Source organism: Anaeromyxobacter sp. SG66 (assembly GCF_022690805.1).
GTDB classification, from domain to species: domain Bacteria; phylum Myxococcota; class Myxococcia; order Myxococcales; family Anaeromyxobacteraceae; genus Anaeromyxobacter; species Anaeromyxobacter soli.
Genome location: NZ_JALCZC010000094.1, coordinates 1 through 16,267, shown reverse-complemented (window position 1 = coordinate 16,267; position 16,267 = coordinate 1). Strand labels below are relative to the sequence as shown.

Genomic DNA, 16,267 nt, shown 5'->3' with positions numbered 1-16,267 from the left:
CGCGCGCCCGCGCGCGGCGCGAGCAGCGCCGCCCCGGCCGCCGCCGCGGCGAGCCCCACGAACACCGCCGCGCCCACGACCACCGCCCGCCCGAGCCCCTCCACGCGCGGCAGCGCGAAGGCGGCGGGCGCGCCGAGCGCCACCACCGCGCCCATCTCGAGGAGCTTCGCGACGAGCTGGGACGAGAGCGCCGCCGCGAACGGCTCGCGCGAGCTGCGGGAGAGCACGAAGGCGGCCGCGAGCGGCCCGAGCTTGCCGGGAACCGTGTTGTGCACGAGCGCGCCGAGCGCGGTCGCGTGGTAGGCCTCGACGTACCGCGGGCGCGGCGGCGGGGAGACGAGGCGCCAGACGAGCGCCCGCCAGGCGAAGAGCGAGGCGGCGAGCGCGAGGAAGCCGGGCAGCCAGCGCGCGTGCTCCGGGAGCCGCCGGACGAACGCGCCGAGGTCGAAGCGCGGCACGAGCGCGGGGCCGCCGCGCCACTCGAGGCGGAAGAACACGAGCGCCACGAGCATCGCGCCCGCCGCGATGCCCGCGACCACCACGGCGGCGTGGCCCGGGCGGAACGATCGGCGCGCCATGCGGGGAAGTTCGTCATCCCGTCGTGGCCGGCACACCCGGGTGCCGTGCCGCCGTGGCAGGGGGTGCAGAACGTTCGATCGTGCGAACGCGCCCCATCCTGGCAGGGCTCGCGGCGGGCGCCGTCGCGGCCGCGTTCGGCGGTCACCTCACCCGCCGGCTGCGGCGCGCCCAGCTCTCCCGGCGCATGCTGAGGTACGCGGACGAGGTCCCGCTGGACGTGCTCCTCGAGCGCGAGGTGGGCGTGCCGGTGCGCGACGGGAACGCCGTCGAGCTCATCGAGAACGGCGCGATCTTCGACGCCCTCGAGCACGAGATCCGCAGCGCCCGCGAGCACATCCACATCTGCGAGTTCATGTGGATGGGGAAGGGCGACCCGTCGGCGCGGATCGGCAAGGCGATCCTCGAGCGGCGCCCGGGGGTCACCTGCCGGATCGTGCTCGACTGGTTCGGCTCGAAGCGGCTCGCCGAGCCGCGCTTCGATCCCGAGCTCGAGCGGCGGCTGGTCGCGAGCGGCGTGGAGCTCAGGGTCCACCGCCCGTGGCCGGATCCGTTCCGCCTCTCGCACCGGCGGATCTTCGTGTTCGACGGCCGCACGGCGTACGTGGGCGGGTTCGGGATCTGGAAGAGCTGGCTCGGCGACGGCGTCGGGCCGGACGAGTGGCGGGACACCGCCTGCCGCGTCCGGGGCCCGATCGTCTCCGACCTGCAGCGCGCCTTCGACCACAGCCTCCAGGCCGCGCGCGGCGAGCCGCTGCCGGGGGCGGCCTACCCGCGCCTCGAGCGGGCCGGCGACGTCCACGCCGCTGTGGTGGCGAGCACGCCGAAGTGGGCCCGGACCACGACCGCGGCCCGCATGTACTACGCGCTCATCGCCTCCGCGCGGCGGCGGCTCCTCGTCGCGAACTCCTACTTCGTGCCGGACCGCTCGCTCCAGAACGTCCTCATCGCGCGCGCCAGGGCCGGCGTCGACGTGCGCGTGCTCGCGCCGGGACCGCACCACGATCAGCCGCTCGTGCGCGCGGGGCAGCGGCGCACCTACTCGCGCCTGCTGCGGGGAGGGGTGCGCATCTGGGAGTACGGCGCGTCCATGATGCACGCGAAGACGCTCGTCGCGGACGACGTGGCGGTCATCGGGTCCACGAACATGGACTCGCAGAGCCTGTCGTTCCTGTGGGAGGCGTCGGTGGTCTGCGACGCGCCGAGGATCGCGCGGCGCATCGCCGAGCGCTTCGCGATCGACCTCGAGCGCTCGAGCGAGGTCCGCCTCGAGGCCTGGCGCCGGCGCCCGCTGAAGATGCAGCTCGGCGAGCGCGCCGCGGGCCTCACCGAGCCGTGGCTCTGATCGCGCCGCGCGGGCTCGAGCGGCCGCCGCGCGGGGAGCCGGCACACGCGCCGGAAACGAACGACGGCCGGCGCCGCGGGTCGCGGGCCGGCCGTCGAGATGAGGCTCGTCGATCGGGCTAGCGCTTCGAGAACTGGAAGCGCTTGCGGGCGCCGGGGCGGCCGTACTTCTTGCGCTCGACCGCGCGGGCGTCGCGCGTCATGAAGCCGGCCTTCTTGAGGATCGGCCGGTACTCCGGGTTGATGTCGCACAGCGCGCGGCTGATGCCGTGCCGGATCGCGCCGGCCTGGCCGGAGAGGCCACCGCCCCGCGCCGTCACGAGGACGTCGAGCTTGCCCATCTGATCCACGAGCTTCAGCGGCTCGACGAGGATCATCTTGGAGGTCTCGCGTCCGAAGTACGTGTCGATCGCGCGGCCGTTGATCGTGATGTTCCCGGTCCCGGGAACGAGCCGCACGCGGGCCACCGACTCCTTGCGCCGGCCGACCGAGATGTTCGCCTGAGTCGCCATCTTCGTCTTTCCTTACTGCGCGAGGGGGAGCGCCTCGGGCTTCTGCGCGGCGTGCGGGTGCTGGTCGCCCGCGTAGATCTTGAGCTTCGTCAGCATCTGCCGGCCGAGCGCGCTGCGAGGCAGCATGCGGCGGACGGCGTTCTCGAGGATGTCCTCGGGATGGCGCTGACGCAGCTTGTTCATCGGGGTGAGCTTCTCGCCGCCCGGGTACATCGTGTGCGTGAAGAAGACCTTGTCCGTCTCCTTCTTGCCGGTGAACCGGGCCTTGCCCGCGTTCACGACCACCACGAAGTCGCCGGTGTCCAGCGAGGGCGTGTAGAGCGGCTTGTGCTTGCCCTTGAGGATCGAGGCGATGCGGGTGGCGATGCGCCCGACCGTCTGGTCGTTCGCGTCGACGAGCCACCACTTCCGGCCCTTCAGGGCCTCGGCCTTCGTCGCGCTGTGGGTGGTGCCTTTGGCCATGGATAAACCTGCGGAAATCCCGAAATTGGAAACGCGCCTTTTAGAGGAGGGCCGTCCCTTTGTCAAGGGCGAACCCGGCCGCCGCGCGATCGCGGGCGTTGTCCTGCTGAGGCCGGCGCAATCTACATTCTCCGGGGCGCCCCCACAAGAGGAGGCGTCCGTTCCCCCGCAGGGCGGAGCGCGAGCCGCGCTTGCGCCAGCGCGCCTCGCGGTGTGAACTCGTCCCATGCGCGCCAGGATCCCCTTCGTGCTCGGCTCCGCCGCGCTGCTCGCTGCGTGCGCCCACCCGCGGCCCCGGCCGGCGGCCGAGGTGGCGTGCCGGGCCGTGCGCGCCGACGCCTCCAGGCTGCGAGCGGACGTGGAGGCGCTCGCGAGCCGCTTCCAGCCCCGCAGCGCGGCGCACCCTGGGAACCTCGCCCGCGCGGGCGCGTTCCTCGCGGAGGCGTTCCGGACCGCGGGCGCCGAGGTGGAGGAGCAGACCTACCCGGCGTTCCGCTCCACCTACCGGAACGTCCTCGCCCGCTTCGGCCCGGACACGCCGGAGCGGATCATCGTGGGCGCGCACTACGACGCCGAGGGGGACGATCCGGGCGCGGACGACGACGCGAGCGGCGTGGCGGGCCTCCTCGAGCTCGCCCGCATGCTCGCCCAGAGCCCGCCCCCCATCCGCGTCGAGCTCGCCGCCTACACCCTCGAGGAGCCTCCCGGGTTCGCCACCGACTCGATGGGGAGCGTCGTGCACGCCCGCTCGCTGAAGGAGTCCGAGGTCCGCGTGCGGCTCATGATGTCGCTCGAGATGATCGGCGCGTTCTCCGACGCGCCCGGGAGCCAGTCGGTCCCGGTCGGGATGAAGCGCAGCGCGTACCCGACGACCGGCAACTTCATCGCCGTCGTCGGCCGGAGCGGGCACGCCGGGATGGTGGCGGAGATCGCCGCGGCCATGCGCTACGCGTCGTCGGTGCCGGTCGAGACCCTCGTCGCCTCGCGCGACACGCCGGGCGTGGACCTCGCCGACCACCGGAGCTTCTGGGATCTCGACTACCCGGCGGTGATGGTGACGGACACGGCGTTCTTCCGGAACCCGCGCTACCACACGCCCGAGGACACCCCGGACACGCTCGACTACCGCCGCATGTCCGAGGTGGTCGAGGGGGTGCACTGTGTGGTGCAGGCGGTGGCGAGGCGGTAGGGCTAGCTCTTCGCCTGCCCGCCGAGCCGCGCGCGCAGCGCGGCCATGACGCTCTCCGTCTGCGCCGCCACCTGCTCGGGAGAGGACGACAGCGCCGCGGGATCCACCCGCTCGTGCGCCTCCGCCGGCAGGTCGTCGAGGAAGCGCGACGGCGTGCGCGGCAGGAGCTTGCCGCGCTTCGTCCGGGTCGCGGAGCGCGTGAGGTAGAGCCGCTCGCGCGCGCGGGTGATGCCGACGTAGGCGAGCCGCCGCTCCTCGTCGAGGTCGCGCGCCTCGCCCTGGATCCCGGCGCAGGGGAGCAGGTCCTCCTCGACGCCGACGAGGAACACGACCGGGAACTCGAGCCCCTTCGCGGCGTGCAGCGTCATGAGGGTGATGCCCTCGTCCGCGGCGGGGTCCTCCTCCGAGCGGGAGTCGAGCGCGAGGCGCTGGAGCCAGGTGGCCACGGACGGCCGCGCGGTGCGGTGCTCGTACGCCTCGAGCGAGCGCAGGATGCCGTCGAGCGCGTCCACCTTGCGCTGCGCCGCCTCGAACGACTGCACGCTCGCGCGCGCGTGGCCGTAGAGGTCCACCTCCGCGACGAGCGCGCGCGCCGCCTCGGCGACCTTCCCCTCCTCGAAGCGCGCCCGGAACTTCTCCACGAGCGCGACGAACGCGGCCATGCGCTCCGGCGCGCCGCGCGGCAGGTCGGGGATCTCGGCGGCGCGGCGGAGCGCGTCGAAGAGGTGCACGCTTCGCTCGACCGCCCAGGCGTGGACGCGCTCGAGCGAGGCGTCGCCGATCCCGCGCGCCGGCACGTTCACGATCCGCGCGAGCGACACCTCGTCCTGGGGCGACACGCAGACCTTGAGGTACGCGAGGAGGTCGCGCACCTCCGCCCGGTCGAAGAAGGCCGGCCCGCCGTGGACGCGGTACGGCATCGACGCCTCGCGCAGCGCCTCCTCGAGCGGCCGGGACTGCGCGTTCAGGCGGAACAGGATCGCGAAGTCGGCCCAGGGCCGGCCCTCCTGGCGCAGCCGGGCGATCTCCTCGGCGACGAAGCGCGCCTCGTCCTCCTCCTGCCCGAGCGCGAGGACCCGCACCGGCTCGCCGGGGCCGGCGGCGGTGAACAGCCGCTTGGGCTTGCGCTCCGCGTTCCGGGCGATGACGGCGTTCGCGCAGTCGAGGATCCGGCCGGTCGAGCGGTAGTTCTGCTCGAGGCGGATCTCCTTCGCGCCGGGGAAGTGCCGCTCGAAGCGCAGGATGTTCCGCACCTCGGCGCCGCGCCAGCCGTAGATCGCCTGGTCGTCGTCCCCCACCGCGCACACGTTCCGCCGCTCGCCGGCGAGGTGCTTCAGGAGCTCGAGCTGCGCGACGTTCGTGTCCTGGTACTCGTCCACGAGCAGGTAGCGGAAGCGCCGCTGCATCCTCCCGCGCACCTCGGCGCTCCGCGCGAGGAGCTCGACCGGCTTCGCGATGAGGTCGTCGAAGTCGACCGAGCGCTGCGCCCGGAGCGCCTGCTCGTAGCGCGGGTACACCTCGCTCGCCACGAGGTCGTAGTCGTCCCCCTGCCCCTCGGCGCCGGGCGCGATGCGCTTCTTGCCGGCGTTCTTCGCGCGCGACACGAGCGAGAGGACGCGCCCGGCGTCGAAGGCGCGGTCGTCCACCTTCACCTCGCGCATGCAGCGCTTCACGAGGGCCGCCTGATCGCCGGCGTCGCAGATGGCGAAGCGCTTCGGGAGGCCCGCCGCCTTGTGCTCCTGCTGGAGGATCCAGAGCCCGAACGAGTGGAACGTCGAGACGAACACCTCGACGCCCGGCGGTCCCGCGAGCGCCGCGACCCGCTCGCGCATCTCGCCCGCCGCCTTGTTCGTGAAGGTGACCGCGAGGATCTCCTCCGGGTCGACCCCCTGCTGCAGCAGGTACGCGACGCGGTGCGCGATGACGCGGGTCTTGCCCGAGCCGGCGCCGGCGAGGACGAGGAGCGGCCCTTCGGTGGTGGTGACGGCCTCGCGCTGCGGTGGGTTGAGCGTCGAGAGGTCCAGCATCGGAGCCGGGCGTTGTGACACGCGCTCGCGCGCCCGACAAGACTTGACTGTCCGGAGGGCGCTGGCGGCGCCCGCCCACGGGCCCCGCCCGAGGGACCGGTGGCGCCGGGACGCCGTCGGCCCGCCGGAGGAGGTCGCGCCCGGGCCCGGCTCGGCCGCCCGGTCCTGGTCGCAGGGCGCGCTTGCGACCGGTCAAGTCCGGTATGCTGCGCGCCCATGATCCTCCCCCTGCGCCAGCGCCTCGCCGTCCCGCTCGCCGCCGTCGCCGCGGCGACCGCGCTCGCCGCCCACCCCGCGCGCGCCTGCACGAACATCCTCGTCGCGCGCGGCGCCACGGCCGACGGCTCGACGATGATCACCTACGCCGCGGACTCGCACGAGCTCTACGGCGAGCTGTACCACACGCCCGCGGCGAGCCATCCGCAGGGCGCGATGCGCGACGTGTTCGAGTGGGACACGGGCAGCTACCTCGGCAAGGTCCGCCAGGCGGAGGTCACCTACAACGTCGTCGGCAACATGAACGAGCACCAGGTCGCGATCGGCGAGACCACCTTCGGCGGCCGCGAGGAGCTCGTCGACCCGAAGGGCGGCGTCGACTACGGCAGCCTCATCTACATCGCGCTCGAGCGCGCCCGCACCGCGCGCGAGGCGATCGACGTCATGACCGGGCTCGTCGCGGAGTACGGCTACCGCAGCGAGGGCGAGTCCTTCTCGATCTCGGATCCGAAGGAGGTCTGGATCCTCGAGATGGTCGGCAAGGGGCCCGGGCGGAAGGGCGCGGTGTGGGTCGCCCGCCGCGTGCCGGACGGCCACGTCTCCGCCCACGCGAACCAGGCGCGCATCCGTCAGTTCCCGCGCAACGACAAGAACACGCTGTACGCGAAGGACGTCGTCGCGCTCGCCCGGGAGAAGGGCTGGTTCACCGGCAAGGACGAGGACTTCAGCTTCGCCGACACCTACGCGCCCATGACCGCGGGCGCCCTGCGTGCCTGCGAGGCGCGGGTGTGGAGCGTGTTCCGCCGGGTGGCCCCCTCGCTGAAGCTCTCCTCCGACTACGTGCTGGGCGGACCGAGCGCGCCGCGCCTGCCGCTCTGGGTGAAGGCCGACGCGAAGATCTCCGTGCGCGGCGCGATGCAGCTCATGCGCGATCACTTCGAGGGCACGCCCCTCGACCTCTCCCAGGGCGTCGGCGCGGGGCCGTTCGCCCTGCCCTACCGCTGGCGCCCGATGACCTGGAAGGTGGACGGCGCGGAGTACCTGCACGAGCGCGCCATCTCCACGCAGCAGACCGGCTTCTCTTTCGTCGCCCAGTCGCGCGACTGGCTCCCCGGCGCCATCGGCGGCGTGCTCTGGTTCGGCCTCGACGACACCTACTCGACCGTGTACGTCCCGCAGTACTGCGGCAACCGCTCGGTCCCGAAGACGTTCGCGGTGGGCAGCGGCAACTTCCAGGAGTTCAGCTGGGACTCGGCGTTCTGGGTCTTCAACTTCGTCTCGAACTGGGCCTACTCGCGCTACAGCGACATGATCCAGGACATCCAGCGGGTGCAGGGCGAGCTCGAGAGCGGGTTCTTCTCGCGCCAGGCGGAGGTCGAGAAGTCCGCGCTCGCGCTCCACGCGACCTCCCCCGGGCTCGCGCGCGATTACCTCACCCAGTACTCGGTCGAGCAGGGCGACCGCACCACCGCCCGCTGGCGCAAGCTCGGCGAGGCGCTCATCGTGAAGTACCTCGACGGAAACGTCCGCGACGAGCACGGGAAGGTGACGCACCCCGAGTACCCGGAGAGCTGGCGGCGGCGGATCGCGCAGGACCGGGGAGAGCAGATCAAGGTGGTGAGGTTCCCGGGGGAGAAGGACGAGAGCGCTACGGCGGGCGCGAGCACGACCGCGACTCCGACCCCGACCCCGACTCCGACCGCGACGCCGGCCCCGACCCCGCCCTCGACTGCCACGGCGCCGGTCTCGACCCCGCGGCCCTGACCCTCACCCGCTCCTCGCGAGCGCCTCCATCGCGCGCGCCAGATCCTCCGGGAGCGGCGCGCGCACCTCCACCCTCGCTCCGTCGCCGGGCCGCGGGAACGCGAGCCGATCGGCGTGCAGCGCCTGGCGCGCGATGACCTCCGAGGAAACGCCGTACACGGCGTCCCCCAGCACCGGGAACCCGGCCTCGGCGAGCTGCACGCGGATCTGGTGGGTGCGACCGGTGTCGAGCACGACCCGCAGCCACGCGGCGCCGGGGAGGCGCCGCTCGACCGAGAACGACAGCCGAGCGCGCCGGGCGGAGGCCACACGGGTCGTGAACCGGCGCGGATCGGCGGGGTCGCGGCCGTAGGGCGTGTCGAGCGCGCCCTGGTCCGGGGGCGCCCCCGACACGAGGGCGAGGTACTCCTTCTCGATCGCGCCCGCCTGGAACGACCCGCGGAGCGCCGCGAGCGCGCGATCGTGGCGGGCGAGGAGGAGCGCGCCGCTCGTGTCGCGGTCGAGCCGGTGCGGCAACCCCGGGACCGCCCGTCCATCCACGTCGAAGCGCCCGAGCCGGCTCGCCGCGCCGACCGCCGAGGGCGAGGCCGGGCCCGCGGGCTCGACCGGGAGCCCCGCCGGCTTCGCGACGACGAGGCAGTCCTCGTCGTCGTACAGGACGGCGAGCGAGGGCCCCACCGCGAAGCCGGAGGAGGCCGGCGGCGGCCGCTCGAGCTCGATCCGCTCCCCGCCGAAGAGGCGTCGCTGGATCGCGCAGGCCTTGCCCCGGATCCGCACGCGCCGCCCCTCGATGAGCCCGCGTACCCGCTCCACGGGCAACGCCAGCGCCCGGGCGAGGTAGCGGTCGAGCCGCTCTCCCGCCGCCTCCCGCGGCACATCCAGGATCTCCTGGGTCACCGCCGGATCCTGCCACGTGCGGCTCGCGGGCGCTTCCGCCGTCCGGCCCGCCTCGCTCGCGACCCGGCACCGTGTCCTCGAACGTGGCGAGCGAGCGAGGCGCCTTCCTGTCCCTCGATCGTGGTATGGATCGGCGTCGCTCGGGGGCGTGACCGGAGATTGGATGCGAAGCCTGCCCGTCGAGGTGAAGCTCGCCTTCGCCCTTGGCGTCATCGCTGTTGCGGTCGCGCTCGCGAGCGCGCGGCTCGCGAACGCGACGATCGAGCGCAACGTCGAGGCGGCCGCCGCCGTCTCGCTCCACCGCGCGGCGGAGGCCTTCGCCTCGGAGGAGCAGGCCGAGCTCGACAAGCTCGCCGCGACCGCGGACGCGCTGCTCGCGAACCCCGAGCTGCGCGACGCCTTCGCCGCGCGCGACCGTCCGCGCCTGCTCGCCGCCGCGGCGCCGATCTTCGAGGCGATCCGCGACCGGGACGGGATCACCCACTTCTACTTCCACCTGGCGGAGGATCCGCCCAGGGTCTTCCTCCGCGTGCACCTCCCCGAGCTCTTCGGGGACCCGGTCGATCGCGCCACGGTGCACCGCGCCCAGGAGACGCGCGAGCTCGGCGCCGGCAAGGAGCTCGGCAAGACCGCGTTCGCGCTGCGCGCCGTGCGGCCCTGGATCGTCGCGGGCGAGCTCCTCGGCTACGTCGAGCTGGGCCAGGACTTCGAGCGCTTCCTGCGCGACATGAAGGCGCGCACCGGCGACGACTACGGCCTCCTCGTGAAGAAGAAGTTCCTCGACGAGCGCGCCTGGGCGAGCGTCCTCGGCCCGCGCCAGAACACCTGGAACGATCGGACGGACGTGGTGGTCGTGGACTCCACCTCCTTCACGGACGGGATCCTCGACTACGACGGCGACGTGGAGGCGCTCCCCGAGGATGGGGTCCTGCTCGGTCACGTCGAGCGCGGGGGCCGGGCCCTCCTGCGCGGGATCGTCCCGCTGAGGGACGCCGCCGGGCGCAAGGTGGGCGGGCTCGTCGTGCTCCACGACTTCACCCCGCAGCACGCCGCCCTCGAGGCGGGCGCGCCCAGGCTGAAGGTCTCTCTCCTCGCCCTCGCGCTCGCGGGAGCCGCCGCGATGTTCGCGCTCGTCCACCTGCTCGTCTTCCGCCGCCTCGGACAGCTGCGCCGCCGGCTGGAGACGGGAGAGGTGCCCGCGGGGAGCCCCCGCCTGCGCAGCATGGACGAGCTGGGCCGGCTCGAGGCGCACGTCCATCGGATGGCGTCTTCCGACAGGGACGCCCGCGGCGCGGGCGAGGCGCCCCCACCCTCCTAGTCAGCCGCCCCGCTGGTCACCGCGAAGCCCCGTCGAGCGCCGCGCCAGTGGGCGCCCAGGCGGGCGAGCGCGTCATGAGGTCGCTGCCCCGCCCGACGCCGTCCGGCGCGCGGGAGGGGTGCGTAGCATCGCCGCGATCCGTGACGCGAAGGGAGAGGGCGCGCCCGGGAGGAGCAGGCCATGTGCACCATCCGTCTCGCCGCGCGCGCGGCCGCGGCCCTCGCGCTGGCGCTCGCCGCTCCCGCCCTCGCCGCCGAGCGCCCGGCAGGAAAGGCCGGGGACGACGCGCTCGGCACGCGCAGGTACGCGGACTACGACAAGCCCCAGGCCTGCGCCGGCTGCCACGTGGACATCTCCCGGCAGCACGAGCAGGCGATGATGTCGCAGGCGTTCACGCACGCCTGGGACGAGATCGAGTACTTCCAGCTCGCCGTCCCGCACGCCGAGAAGGTCGAGAAGGTGAAGGGCGTGAAGGCCGGCTGCAACGGCTGCCACGCTCCGCTCGCGTTCCTGGCGGGGGACATCCCGCCGAAGCCGGTCGCCGCCGGGACCCGCGCGAACGAGGGCGTCTCGTGCGACCTCTGCCACACCGTCGTAGCCCGCGGCGGCGATCCGTCGGTGAACTACAACTGGATCTCCGAGCCGGGCAAGACGAAGCAGGGCACGCGCAAGGGCGTGAAGAGCCCGTACCACGCGACGCGCGAGAACCCGTTCCTCCGCACCGCCGAGTTCTGCGGCACGTGCCACAACGAGCAGGACCCCTGGGGCGTGTGGGTGAAGTCCACCCAGCTCGAGTGGAAGGAGAGCCCCCAGGCCAGGGCCGGCATCGTCTGCCAGGACTGCCACATGCCGCCCGCGCGCGGGCGGAGCGCGCGCATGGGCGAGGAGCGCGCGGACATCCGCCAGCACCTGTTCCACGGCGCCCACGACGCAGGGAAGCTCGCGGGCGTCGCCGAGGTTCGGATCCACCCCGAGTCGCGCGAGGTCGAGCCGGGCGATCCCATCCGCCTCACCGCGGTGATCGTGAACGCGAAGGCCGGCCACAAGATCCCGTCGGGCTCCGCCGAGGAGCGCGTGCTGTGGCTGCACGTCGAGGCGAAGGACGCGTCGGGCAAGGTGTGGCCGCTGCGCGTCGACCGGAAGGGATTCCCGGGAGAGGAGTACACGATCGCGGACCCGAAGGCGCTCGCGTACCAGGACATCGGCGAGATCCAGGGGACCGCCGGGTTCCAGGGCCTGCCCCGCGACGGGCTCGTGCCCGCCGGCGACCGGATCTTCCGCCTGCCGTACTTCGACGAGAAGGGGCGGATGACCATCGCCCAGTGGAACACCGCGAAGCTCGGGACCGACTACCGGATCGCGCCCTTGCAGGCGGTCGCGGAGACCTTCACCTGGTCGCCGCCGGAGCTGCCCGCGGGGCCGGTCACGGTGACCGCGACCGTCTGGTACTCGCGGCTCGTCTCCTCGGTCGCGGAGTACCTGAAGGTCCCGCGCGACGAGTACGAGCCCGTCCTCGTCTCGACGCACCGCACCACCTTCACCGTCCTGCCCTGAGGAGCCCGCCGTGACCCGTCGCGCCCAGTCGTCCCTGCCCGCCACCGCGCTCGTCGCGGCGGTCGTCACGGCGCTCGCCGCCCCCGGCCCCGCCGAGGGGATCCCCGCGTTCGCGCGGCGCTACCGCTTCTCGTGCACGACCTGCCACGCCCCGTTCCCGCGGCTGAAGCCCTACGGCGAGCAGTTCGCGGGCCGCGGGTTCGCGCTCGAGCCGGGCGCCGAGCCCGCCCGCTCGACGCTCGACCTCGGAGATCCGCTCCTCGAGCTGCCCCGCGAGTTCCCGCTCGCGCTGCGGTTCGACGCCTTCGGCACCGTGAGCGACCGCTCGCCCGAGCTGGACTTCGAGACGCCCTGGACGTTCAAGCTCCTCGCCGGCGGGCGGATCGCGGACAAGATCGGGTTCTACGCGTACTACATCCTCGAGCAGGGCGAGCCCGGCAAGATCGAGGACGCGTACCTGCAGTTCTCGGAGGTGTTCGGGCTGCCCGTGAACGTGCTCGCCGGGCAGTTCCAGGTGTCGGATCCGATCGCGAAGCGCGAGCTCCGGCTCGAGCGGCTCGACTACCAGATCCTGAAGACGCGCGTCGGGGAGTCCGGCGTGGACCTCACCTACGATCGCGGCGTCGCGCTCACGAGCGACGTCGGGCCGGTGGCCGCGGTCGCGACGGTCACGAACGGCAGCGGCATCGGCGCGGTGGAGGGCGGACGGTTCGACACCGACTCGTACAAGAACGTCTCGCTCCACCTCGCCGGCGACGTGGGCCCGGTCCGGCTGGCCGGGTTCGGCTACTGGGGCCGGGAGCGGCGCGGGGGCGTGAACGACACGATCGTCTACTGGGGCCCGCACGTCGGGGTCGGGCTCACCGAGCGCGTCCAGCTCTCGGCCGTCTACCTGGAGCGACGCGACTCCAACCCGCGCTTCGGGCCCCGGGACGAGGACCTCGTCACCCGCGGCGGCTTCGTCGAGGCGCTGGCGTTCCCCACGGGGCCCGACGGCCGCATTGCGGTCGTGGCGCTCTACAACCTCGTCCGCTCGGACGACGACGCGGCCGACGCGGAGTCGGGCGCGCTCACGCTGCAGTGGCTCTACCGCCGCAACGTCCGCATCACGGCCGAGGTGGACCGGGACTTCGACGGCGACGCCTGGACCGGGAGCCTGGGCACTATCGCCGCGTTTTAGACGACAGTTCGGTGCCGCGAATCACGTTCCAGGGTCTCCGCCGGCGTTCCGATCTATGAACGGGGGCGTGCCAACGCCCCTCGTCACCCTCGACCGCGTGGACGTCCGGCTCTCCGGCGCGGTCCTCCTCGCCGGCGTGTCCGTCGCGATCCGGCGAGGCGAGGGGCTCGCCGTCGTCGGCCCGAGCGGCTCCGGCAAGTCGACGCTCCTCCGGCTGCTCCGCGGCGAGCTCTGGCCGCACCCCGCGAGCGCCGGGCGCCGGCTCTTCCACGGCCCGGAGGGAGAGAGCGAGAGCCCCATCGGCGTCCGGGAGCGCTTCACCCTCGTCGCGCCCGAGGCGCAGGACGCCTACGTCCGGCACGACTGGGACCTCCCGGTGGAGGCCGTCATCCGCTCGGGCTTCTCCGACGCGCCGTATCCCGCCGAGCGCGCCACCCCGGTCCAGCGCGCCCGGATCGGCGAGGTGGCAGCGCTGCTCGGGGTCGCGCCGCTCCTCGGCCGCTCGATCCTGGAGCTCTCGCGCGGGGAGGCGCGCCGGGTCCTCCTCGCCCGCGCGCTCGCGCCCGACCCCGAGCTGCTCGTGCTCGACGAGGCCTGCGACGGCCTCGACGCGCGCGCCAGGGAGGCCTTCCTCGCGCATGTCTCCGAGGTGCTCCGGCGCGGCACCGCCGTGGTGATGGCGACGCACCGGCCCGACGAGATCGTCCCCGAGATCGCGCGGGTGGTGGTGATGGAGGCAGGGAGGGTCGTGAGGGAGGAGAGCCGCGCGGCGTTCCTGGGTGGGCTCGACTGCGCGACCTCGACCTCGACCTCGACCTCGACCTCGACCTCGACCCCGACCCCGATCCCGACCCCGACCTCGACCTCGACTCCGACCTGGACCCTCTTCTCCCTCTCCGACGTCACCGTCCTCGTCGAGGGCCGCGCCGTCCTGCGCGACGTCACCTTCACCGTCGCGCCCGGCGAGCAGCTCGCGATCGTGGGCCCGAACGGCGCGGGCAAGTCCACCCTCCTCCGCCTCCTCGCAGGCGAGGAGCAGCCGGCGCGCGGCACCGTCGCGCGGCTCGATCTCGGTACGCGCGCGAGCGCGCCGGAGCTGCGCGGGAGGATCGGCGTCGTGTCCCCCGAGCTCCAGGCGCGCCATCGCTTCGACGCCACCGGCGAGGAGCTGGTGCTGTCGGGCTTCGCGGGCACGATCGGCCTCGCCGTCCCGCCGAGCGAGTCCGAGCGCGAAGCCGCGCGGGTCGAGCTCGCGCGGCTGGGGATCGGCTCCCTCGCGCACCGGCACCTGCTCACCCTCTCCTACGGCGAGCTCCGGAAGCTCCTCCTCGCGCGCGCCCTCGCCCCGCGCCCGGAGGCGCTCCTCCTCGACGAGCCCCTCGCCGGGCTCGACGCCGGCTCGCGCGCCTGGGTCCTCGCGGTCCTCGCCGAGGCCTGCGCGGACGGCGCGGGCCTGCTCGCCGTCTCCCACCACGCCGACGAGCTCCCCCCCGGCGTGCGCCGCGTCGGCCTGCTCGAGGAGGGCCGGATCATCCGCTGGACCCTCCGCCCGTAGGCCCAATTCCCTTCGGCCGGGATCCGGGGCAGGATGCTCACGATGGCCGACGACCCGCGCCGCCCCGATCCCGCCGCCCCCGAGCCGGGCGAGGCACCGAGCGCCGCCCCGCGACCGCCGCCCCCTCCCTCCACGCCACCGCGCCAGCCCGGCCGGATCGTCGCCTCCGCGGAAGCCTCGCGCGCGGCGTCCCCGCCCCCACGGCCGCCGGCTCCCGTCCGCGAGATCAAGGGCGCGATGTTCATCGACACGGCGTCGGGCACGTTCCAGGACCTCCGCCCGCCGCCGCCGCCGGTCATGTCCCGGCGCGAGTTCGAGGCCGAGCTCCAGCGGCTCCTCCGGGAGTACGCCGGCGACGCGTCGAACCCCGGCTCGATCCGCTGCGAGGGCTGCCAGCGCTGCACGAGCTGCATGTTCTGCACGGACTGCGTGGAGTGCTACCGCTGCACGCACTCGCGCGGCTGCCGGTCGTCGAGCCACCTCACGCACTGCACCGACTGCGAGGGCTGCCACGACTGCGCCTACTGCGTGGCGAGCGAGAACTGCACGCAGTCGAGCTACCTCGTCCTCTCCCGCGCCTGCTCCGAGTGCACCTACTGCTTCGGCTGCGTCGGGCTCACGAAGAAGGACTTCCACGTCCTCAACGTGAAGTACTCGCGCACCGAGTACTTCCGGATCGTGAAGTCGCTGCAGCAGGAGCTCGGGCTCGAGGGGTGATGCAGGGCTCGGGGACGGTCGCCGAGCGACCGAGCCCGCCACGCGATACAGAAGGTGATCGCAGTCTCGAACCGTCGTCTCGCGCAACGCCGCCGCCATGCCGCTCCCCTCCACGCTCCTCGCGCTCCTCCTCTCCGCCGCGCCGCGCCTCACCGCCTCGATCGCGCCCGCGGCCGCCCGGCCGGGCGACGCCGTGCTCGTCCGGGTCGCCGGCGCGGGCTCCGAGCCGCGCGGTGAGCTCGCGGGCCGGCCGCTCTCGTTCTTCCGGGCCGGCCGCGAGTGGCGCGCGTTCGCCCCGCTCCCGACGGAGACCGCCGTGGGCCCGCTGGCGGCCCGGATCGAGGCGGACGACGCGCGGACGGAGGCCACGCTCGCAGTGGTGGAGCCGGGCTGGCCCGCGCGCGAGATCTCCGGCGTGCCCGCCCGCTTCGTGGAGCCGCCGCCCGACGTCACGGCGCGCATCGCCGCGGATCGGGCCGCGTTCGACGCCGCCTACGCGCGGCCCCCGGAGCCGCCCCGCTTCCGGCGCGCCTTCGCGTGGCCCCGGCGCGCGCGCCTGTCCGGGCACTTCGGCGAAAAGCGCGTGTTCGACGGCGTGAAGCAGAGCGTCCACTACGGCGCCGACGTGACCGGACCCGTGGGCGCGCCGATCCGTGCCGCGAACGACGGCGTCGTCGCCCTCGTGCGGGAGGCCTACCTCTCCGGGCGGACGGTCCTCCTCTCTCACGGCGCCGGCGTGTTCACGGCCTACTTCCACCTCTCCCGCATCGACGTCCGCCCGGGCCAGGCGGTCCGGCGCGGCGCGCGGATCGGGCTCCTCGGAGCGACCGGGCGCGCCAGCGGCCCGCACCTGCACTGGAGCGTGCGCGTGGGCGGGCTGTTCGTGGATCCCGAGTCGCTGCTCGGGATCGACCCCGCCTCCGGGAAGGCGCCGCCCCGCGCCCCGCGCCCGCCCT

The 16,267-nt window shown here is 73.9% G+C and carries 14 protein-coding genes; 9 read left to right on the top strand and 5 right to left on the bottom strand.

The features are described from left to right. Positions 1–578 (bottom strand): lysylphosphatidylglycerol synthase domain-containing protein (locus MNZ39_RS19155; protein WP_242340689.1); only part of this gene is annotated, 578 nt, incomplete at its 3' end. Between the two features lie 80 nt (positions 579–658). Here MNZ39_RS19155 and MNZ39_RS19150 point away from each other — a divergent pair. Next, a complete protein-coding gene (locus MNZ39_RS19150; RefSeq protein ID WP_242340688.1) occupies positions 659–1,921 on the top strand; it encodes a phosphatidylserine/phosphatidylglycerophosphate/cardiolipin synthase family protein in 1,263 nt (420 codons plus the stop codon). 118 nt (positions 1,922–2,039) lie between these two features. On the opposite strand, the gene rpsI is transcribed toward MNZ39_RS19150, so the two are convergent. Further along, positions 2,040–2,432, bottom strand: coding sequence for a 30S ribosomal protein S9 (rpsI, locus tag MNZ39_RS19145; protein WP_242340687.1), 393 nt, complete (start codon positions 2,430–2,432; stop codon positions 2,040–2,042). Positions 2,433–2,444: 12 nt separating this feature from the next. After that, complete coding sequence (rplM, locus tag MNZ39_RS19140) at positions 2,445–2,894, bottom strand: 50S ribosomal protein L13 (RefSeq protein ID WP_242340686.1); 450 nt, start codon at positions 2,892–2,894, stop codon at positions 2,445–2,447. Positions 2,895–3,120: 226 nt separating this feature from the next. On the opposite strand from rplM, the gene MNZ39_RS19135 reads away from it, so the two are divergent. Then, positions 3,121–4,083 (top strand): M28 family peptidase, encoded by a 963-nt coding sequence (locus MNZ39_RS19135; protein ID WP_242340685.1) that lies wholly within the window; start codon positions 3,121–3,123, stop codon positions 4,081–4,083. 2 nt (positions 4,084–4,085) lie between these two features. Here MNZ39_RS19135 and MNZ39_RS19130 read toward each other — a convergent pair whose 3' ends face one another. Beyond that, on the bottom strand, positions 4,086–6,110 hold the full coding sequence (locus MNZ39_RS19130; protein WP_242340684.1) for an ATP-dependent helicase: 2,025 nt from the start codon (positions 6,108–6,110) through the stop codon (positions 4,086–4,088). 216 nt (positions 6,111–6,326) lie between these two features. Here MNZ39_RS19130 and MNZ39_RS19125 point away from each other — a divergent pair, with 216 nt between their 5' ends. Beyond that, the gene (locus tag MNZ39_RS19125) at positions 6,327–8,090 is read left to right on the top strand and encodes a dipeptidase (protein WP_242340683.1); all 1,764 of its coding nucleotides are present in this window, start codon (positions 6,327–6,329) and stop codon (positions 8,088–8,090) included. Positions 8,091–8,093: 3 nt separating this feature from the next. On the opposite strand, the gene MNZ39_RS19120 is transcribed toward MNZ39_RS19125, so the two are convergent. Further along, positions 8,094–8,987, bottom strand: coding sequence for an RluA family pseudouridine synthase (locus tag MNZ39_RS19120; RefSeq protein WP_242340682.1), 894 nt, complete (start codon positions 8,985–8,987; stop codon positions 8,094–8,096). A 163-nt stretch (positions 8,988–9,150) separates the two neighbouring features. On the opposite strand from MNZ39_RS19120, the gene MNZ39_RS19115 reads away from it, so the two are divergent. The 6 genes from MNZ39_RS19115 to MNZ39_RS19090 form a co-directional block, all read left to right on the top strand. Further along, a complete protein-coding gene (locus tag MNZ39_RS19115) occupies positions 9,151–10,305 on the top strand; it encodes a cache domain-containing protein (RefSeq protein ID WP_242340681.1) in 1,155 nt (384 codons plus the stop codon). A gap of 180 nt (positions 10,306–10,485) precedes the next feature. After that, the gene (locus MNZ39_RS19110) at positions 10,486–11,859 is read left to right on the top strand and encodes a NapC/NirT family cytochrome c (RefSeq protein WP_242340680.1); all 1,374 of its coding nucleotides are present in this window, start codon (positions 10,486–10,488) and stop codon (positions 11,857–11,859) included. A gap of 10 nt (positions 11,860–11,869) precedes the next feature. Continuing rightward, positions 11,870–13,039 (top strand): hypothetical protein, encoded by a 1,170-nt coding sequence (locus tag MNZ39_RS19105; protein WP_242340679.1) that lies wholly within the window; start codon positions 11,870–11,872, stop codon positions 13,037–13,039. Between the two features lie 67 nt (positions 13,040–13,106). Next, positions 13,107–14,594 carry an ATP-binding cassette domain-containing protein gene (locus tag MNZ39_RS19100; RefSeq protein ID WP_242340678.1) on the top strand — a complete coding sequence of 496 codons (1,488 nt, stop codon included), beginning with the start codon at positions 13,107–13,109 and terminating at the stop codon, positions 14,592–14,594. A 237-nt stretch (positions 14,595–14,831) separates the two neighbouring features. After that, positions 14,832–15,311 (top strand): caib/baif family protein, encoded by a 480-nt coding sequence (locus tag MNZ39_RS19095; RefSeq protein ID WP_242340677.1) that lies wholly within the window; start codon positions 14,832–14,834, stop codon positions 15,309–15,311. A 97-nt stretch (positions 15,312–15,408) separates the two neighbouring features. Continuing rightward, a partial coding sequence (locus MNZ39_RS19090) for a M23 family metallopeptidase (RefSeq protein WP_242340676.1) occupies positions 15,409–16,267 on the top strand: 859 nt, incomplete at its 3' end.